Genomic DNA, 4,818 nt, shown 5'->3' with positions numbered 1-4,818 from the left:
AAATTAAAAATCATAAGGGCTGTGGGCGGTCAGCTTTGAGCTATGGGGATAAAAGCACCAAATCACAAAAGACAAAAAACAAAAAATCTCAAATCCAAATTTCAAATCCGGGGATGCGGTCGGCACCCGACGAAGGAGGGTCAGCACCGCATCCGGACGTAAAGCACCGGGAGACGAATGCCAAATAAAATCCGAAGCCATAAGCGCTAAATCCAAAGAATACAACGGTAAACAAAAAATTAAAAATCATAAGGGCTGTGGGCGGTCAGCTTTGAGCTATGGGGATAAAAGTACCAAATCACAAAAGACAAAAAACAAAAAAATTCCAAATCTCAAATGAAATATCACCCGTTATAACTTTACCGTTGGACAATCATACCTGTCTTTATACCCCAGCGAAAAGATCAATCCTATAGAATGCGTATGGTAGCTGTCTTTTTTACCGGGGTTGACTGCCTGGCTAAAGCCGTCCAAATAATCAGTAAACATGAACCTGTAGCCGGTTTCTGCTGCAAGCGAAAGATTTTTCGTTATCGCATATTTTAGCCCGATACCTGCGGGTAACACCAATGATGCACGCGGTGTGGAATGTGCAATATCTGATACCAACCCGTTCGAGAGCGATTCGCTGTTAAAATAAGCCGCTTTATAATTACTCCAGTCGCGGCTGATGTGCAACAATGATAATCCCACTCCTCCAAATATGTAAGGTGACAATCCCCGGGGCTGCTCTGCTCCGTTCTTTGCCAGTATATTCCATACCAGGGCGCCTGAGAACTCCGTTACAGGCGTAGAGAACTTAAAGTTCCTTTGCCGCCGGTATTCGGGTTTTGCATATATGGCATCATCGCCTTCTAACCTGCCGAAATTAAAATTTATACGTACAGCAAAAGACCTGTCCAATATCCTTCCTGCAAAAAAGCCGATACCGGGGGCAATCGTTTGATACGATCCCAAATCTGAAGGGGTAAGATCACCCTGGTAAACAAAAGTACCCCCACTAATACCCGCCTCATAGCGGTGCGTATAAAATTGACCATATATCAGCTGGCAGCAGGTTACAAATGGCATGAACCACGTAATTCCTTTTGCAATAAAACCCATCGGTAAGTTTGGTTTAAGTAAAAATATTGTCGTGTAGAATTCTATTGATAAGCGCCGATTAGGTTAAAAAAACTGAGCAGGCCGTGAGCAATGAAAAGTGCAGCTATGGCACAAGAGACAATTGTACTGCCCGAATTAGATAATATACGCATATAAAACAATGCCACAGACATTTACAGGATGTTAAATATTTCAGTATTTTATTTGCGGATGGTAACTGCAAAAAGTCATAACCGGAAAGCCAGGGAAGCCCGTAGCCGGAGGAGCGCATTTTGATAAATGAGCCTCTTTTAAAAAAATCCAGTTATATTGCGCCGAATTTTTAAGGAAAGATTCACACTATGACTTCATTTACCAATTTTAAAGTACCCTACGCTATAGATGAAAGGTACACCAAACGGGTTGCTTATTTTTCAATGGAATTTGCCATTCACCAGCCACTGAAAATTTACAGCGGCGGTCTCGGATTTTTGGCCGGTTCACATATGCGAAGCGCCTATGAACTAAAACAAGATCTCGTAGGCATCGGTATTTTATGGAAATACGGGTATTACGACCAGTCGCGCAACCAGGATCAAACCCTTCAGGTGCAGTGGAATGAAAAAATATACAACTTCCTGGAAGACCATAATATAAAATTCCAGATCAATATCCACGATCACCCGGTTTGGGTGAAGGCTTATTATCTGAACCCCGAAACCTTTAAGAGCGCACCGCTCTTCCTGCTGAGCACCGACCTGCCGGAGAACGATTATATTTCACAAACCATCACCCACCGTTTGTACGATGCCAATGTAGCAACCAAAGTGGCGCAATTTATATTGCTCGGAGTGGGGGGAGCAAAGCTCATGGATGAACTGGGCTTTAATCCCGAAGTATACCATTTGAATGAAGCCCACGGGCTTTCTGCTGCATTTTATCTTTATAAAAAATTCGGAAATAAGGAAGACGTAAAAAAACGGCTGGTATTTACCACGCATACTCCCGAAGAAGCAGGTAATGAAAAACATGAAATTCACCTTTGCGAAAAAATGAGCTATTTCTGTGGTATACCCCTTGATGAAGTGCGCAGGCTTACCGGTATAACAGACGATCAGTTCAATCATTCGCTCGCTGCACTGCGCTTTGCAAGGTTATCCAACGGCGTTAGCGAGCTGCACGGCCGTGTAAGCAGGGCCATGTGGAGCAAATACCCCGGGATTTGTCCTATTATTCATATCACCAATTCACAAAACTGGCGGTATTGGGCCGACAAACAATTGTATTATGCGGCTGAAGAAAGCAACGAAGATAATTTTATTGACCGGAAATGGTTTTTGAAAAAAAGGGCTTTTGATACCGTTGCCGACCAAACCGGCAAATTATTCGACCCGAATGTATTTACCATTGTTTGGGCAAGACGTTTTGCAGGATATAAAAGAGCTGAACTGATCACCCGCGATAAGCATCGTTTTGAGGCCCTGCTTGGCAGCGCCAAATATCCTGTGCAGATCATCTGGGCCGGCAAGCCTTACCCGGTTGATTACCCTGCCATCAGCGATTTCAATTACCTTGTTAACCTCAGCAAGGCATACAAAAATGTAGCAGTATGTACCGGATATGAGCTAACGCTGAGCAAACGGCTGAAACAGGCTGCAGATCTGTGGCTGAACAACCCGCGTGTGCCCCGTGAAGCGTCGGGAACCAGTGGCATGACAGCCGCTATGAATGGCGCAGTAAATTTTTCAACAGATGATGGCTGGATCCCTGAATTCGTTCACCACGGCCACAATGGCTTTGTAGTGCCCAAAGCAGATTATGCACACATGACGGTACAGCAGCAGGATACCTATGATCTCGAAAAAATATACGAAATATTAGAGCAGGAGATCCTTCCCCTGTATTATGATCACCCTGATCTGTGGCGGCAGGTTATGAAAAACGGCATGAATGACACCCGTTTCAGGTTTGATTCCGGAAGAATGGCCGATGAGTATTACAGATTGCTCTATAATGCATAGCGTTAGGGCAAACAGTGAATTGTGAATAGTGAATTGTCAGTACTCACCATTCACAATTCACTTTTCACCGCCACCGCCATTTTGATTATACACGCATTTAAATCATGAACCATGGAAGCGTATAAGAAAAATCCTGAAGTAAGATGGGCAGATCTTGATCCTAATTTTCATATGCTTCATTCGCGGTACTACGACCTGGGAGCCTATATTCGCATGTGCTTTTTAACCGAACACGGCCTTACACCTGCGGTAATGCAGGAGCACAGCATGGGACCAATACTTTTCAGGGAAGAATGTGTGTTTAAAAGAGAAATAAAGTTTGGCGACCACGTTGAGATAGATTTTGTGATGCTCAAAGCGAGGAAAGACGGCTCAAGATGGACCATGCAACATCATATCAATACCAACGGCAATACACTGGCTGCGGTAATTACTGTAGACGGCGCCTGGATGAATACGCAAAGACGGCGCCTGGCTACACCACCGCCATTGTTTGCCGAAGTATTCAATAAAATACCACGTGCCGAAAATTTTGAATGGCAATAAACGGGAAGTAGTGAACAGGCAATAGTGAATTGTCAGAACTCACTACTCACTACTCACTATTCACCACTGTCCACATTTCACAAAACATCCGTTCCTCCTGCCGCCTTACCGTTCATTCTTATACAATCTCCACCAGTTCCACATCAAATACAATATCCTTACCTGCAAGAAAATGATTGGCATCCAGTATAACAACCTTTTCTTTTATTTCTGTAACTACCACAGGAACGGGTTGCCCCTGCTGATTTTGAAGCGTAAGCTGCATACCCTGCTCTAATTTCATATCGGCAGGAACATGCTCGACCGGGAATTCGATAATGGCTTCTTCATTCCTTAAGCCATATCCGTCTTCCGGTGCAACGGAAATTGTTTTCTTTTCTCCCACAGCCATTCCTTCAACTCCTGTATCAAATCCCCTGATCATTTGCCCTGCTCCCAAAGTAAATTCCAACGGTTCACGGCCGGTAGAAGAATCAAACTGGTTTCCATCGGTTAAGCGGCCTGTATAATGCACACGTACCACATCTCCTTTTTTTGCCTGTTGCATAAATTCAAATTTTGAGTATTTAAAATCAGGAAAGGTAAACGATTCCTGCTCTTTCTACAAAAGTTTAGGATATTTGATCACCGGGTGACCCGGCAAAAATATAATATATCAATCTTAAAAAATTGTTATGCCCGCACACCGTTCCATAACAGCAATGGCAATCTTTTTTATAACAACCGTTACATGTTACTGTACTTCAGCTACATACAACAGCAGCGCTGAAGCAAATGAAGCTTCTGTTACAGGCGACATATCCAACAGCGGCAATATTATTCCCGGTGCGTACCAGCAGGACAAGTATTTTCATTTACTGGATGGAAAATCAGTGGCCGTATTCGCCAATCAAACTTCGCGTGTTGGTAAAGTACATCTTGTTGATACGCTTAAAAACAGGGGTATTGATATTAAAAGAATATTTTCTCCCGAGCATGGTTTTCGCGGCACTGCCGACGCCGGTGAAAAAGTGGGTAATTATACCGATGCGCAAACCGGTATACAGGTTGTTTCTTTGTACGGAAGCAAAAGAAAGCCTGCAGCAGCAGATGTAAAAGACGTGGATGCTCTGATCTTTGACATACAGGATGTGGGCGTTAGATTTTACACCTATATTTCATCACTCCA

Annotated in this window: 5 protein-coding genes; 3 read left to right on the top strand and 2 right to left on the bottom strand. The window is 43.6% G+C overall.

The window, feature by feature from the left end; translation table 11 throughout:
• Nucleotides 1-351 precede the first annotated feature (351 nt).
• Nucleotides 352-1,104: a DUF6089 family protein gene (locus tag PLH26_RS17820; protein WP_324587387.1), complete on the bottom strand. Its 753-nt coding sequence runs from the start codon at nucleotides 1,102-1,104 to the stop codon at nucleotides 352-354.
• A 341-nt stretch (nucleotides 1,105-1,445) separates the two neighbouring features.
• On the opposite strand from PLH26_RS17820, the gene glgP reads away from it, so the two are divergent.
• Together glgP and PLH26_RS17810 are read left to right on the top strand one after the other, a co-directional pair.
• A complete protein-coding gene (gene glgP, locus PLH26_RS17815) occupies nucleotides 1,446-3,104 on the top strand; it encodes an alpha-glucan family phosphorylase (protein ID WP_324587386.1) in 1,659 nt (552 codons plus the stop codon).
• Nucleotides 3,105-3,215: 111 nt separating this feature from the next.
• The gene (locus tag PLH26_RS17810) at nucleotides 3,216-3,650 is read left to right on the top strand and encodes an acyl-CoA thioesterase (RefSeq protein WP_324587385.1); all 435 of its coding nucleotides are present in this window, start codon (nucleotides 3,216-3,218) and stop codon (nucleotides 3,648-3,650) included.
• 118 nt (nucleotides 3,651-3,768) lie between these two features.
• On the opposite strand, the gene PLH26_RS17805 is transcribed toward PLH26_RS17810, so the two are convergent.
• A complete protein-coding gene (locus PLH26_RS17805) occupies nucleotides 3,769-4,197 on the bottom strand; it encodes an FKBP-type peptidyl-prolyl cis-trans isomerase (protein WP_349770432.1) in 429 nt (142 codons plus the stop codon).
• Nucleotides 4,198-4,324: 127 nt separating this feature from the next.
• Here PLH26_RS17805 and PLH26_RS17800 point away from each other — a divergent pair.
• Nucleotides 4,325-4,818 (top strand): exo-beta-N-acetylmuramidase NamZ domain-containing protein (locus PLH26_RS17800; RefSeq protein WP_324587384.1); only part of this gene is annotated, 494 nt, incomplete at its 3' end.

The organism is Agriterribacter sp., from assembly GCF_035444585.1.
In the GTDB taxonomy this organism is placed as follows: Bacteria; Bacteroidota; Bacteroidia; order Chitinophagales; family Chitinophagaceae; genus Agriterribacter.
Note: the sequence above shows the minus strand (reverse complement) of the source record. Positions and strands in the feature narration are given on the sequence as shown.

Coding starts and splice junctions, on each gene's coding strand:
- PLH26_RS17820 (WP_324587387.1), bottom strand. CDS start 1,104: ATGGGTTTTATTGCAAAAGGAATTACGTGGTTCATGCCATTTGTAACC.
- glgP (WP_324587386.1), top strand. CDS start 1,446: ATGACTTCATTTACCAATTTTAAAGTACCCTACGCTATAGATGAAAGG.
- PLH26_RS17810 (WP_324587385.1), top strand. CDS start 3,216: ATGGAAGCGTATAAGAAAAATCCTGAAGTAAGATGGGCAGATCTTGAT.
- PLH26_RS17805 (WP_349770432.1), bottom strand. CDS start 4,197: ATGCAACAGGCAAAAAAAGGAGATGTGGTACGTGTGCATTATACAGGC.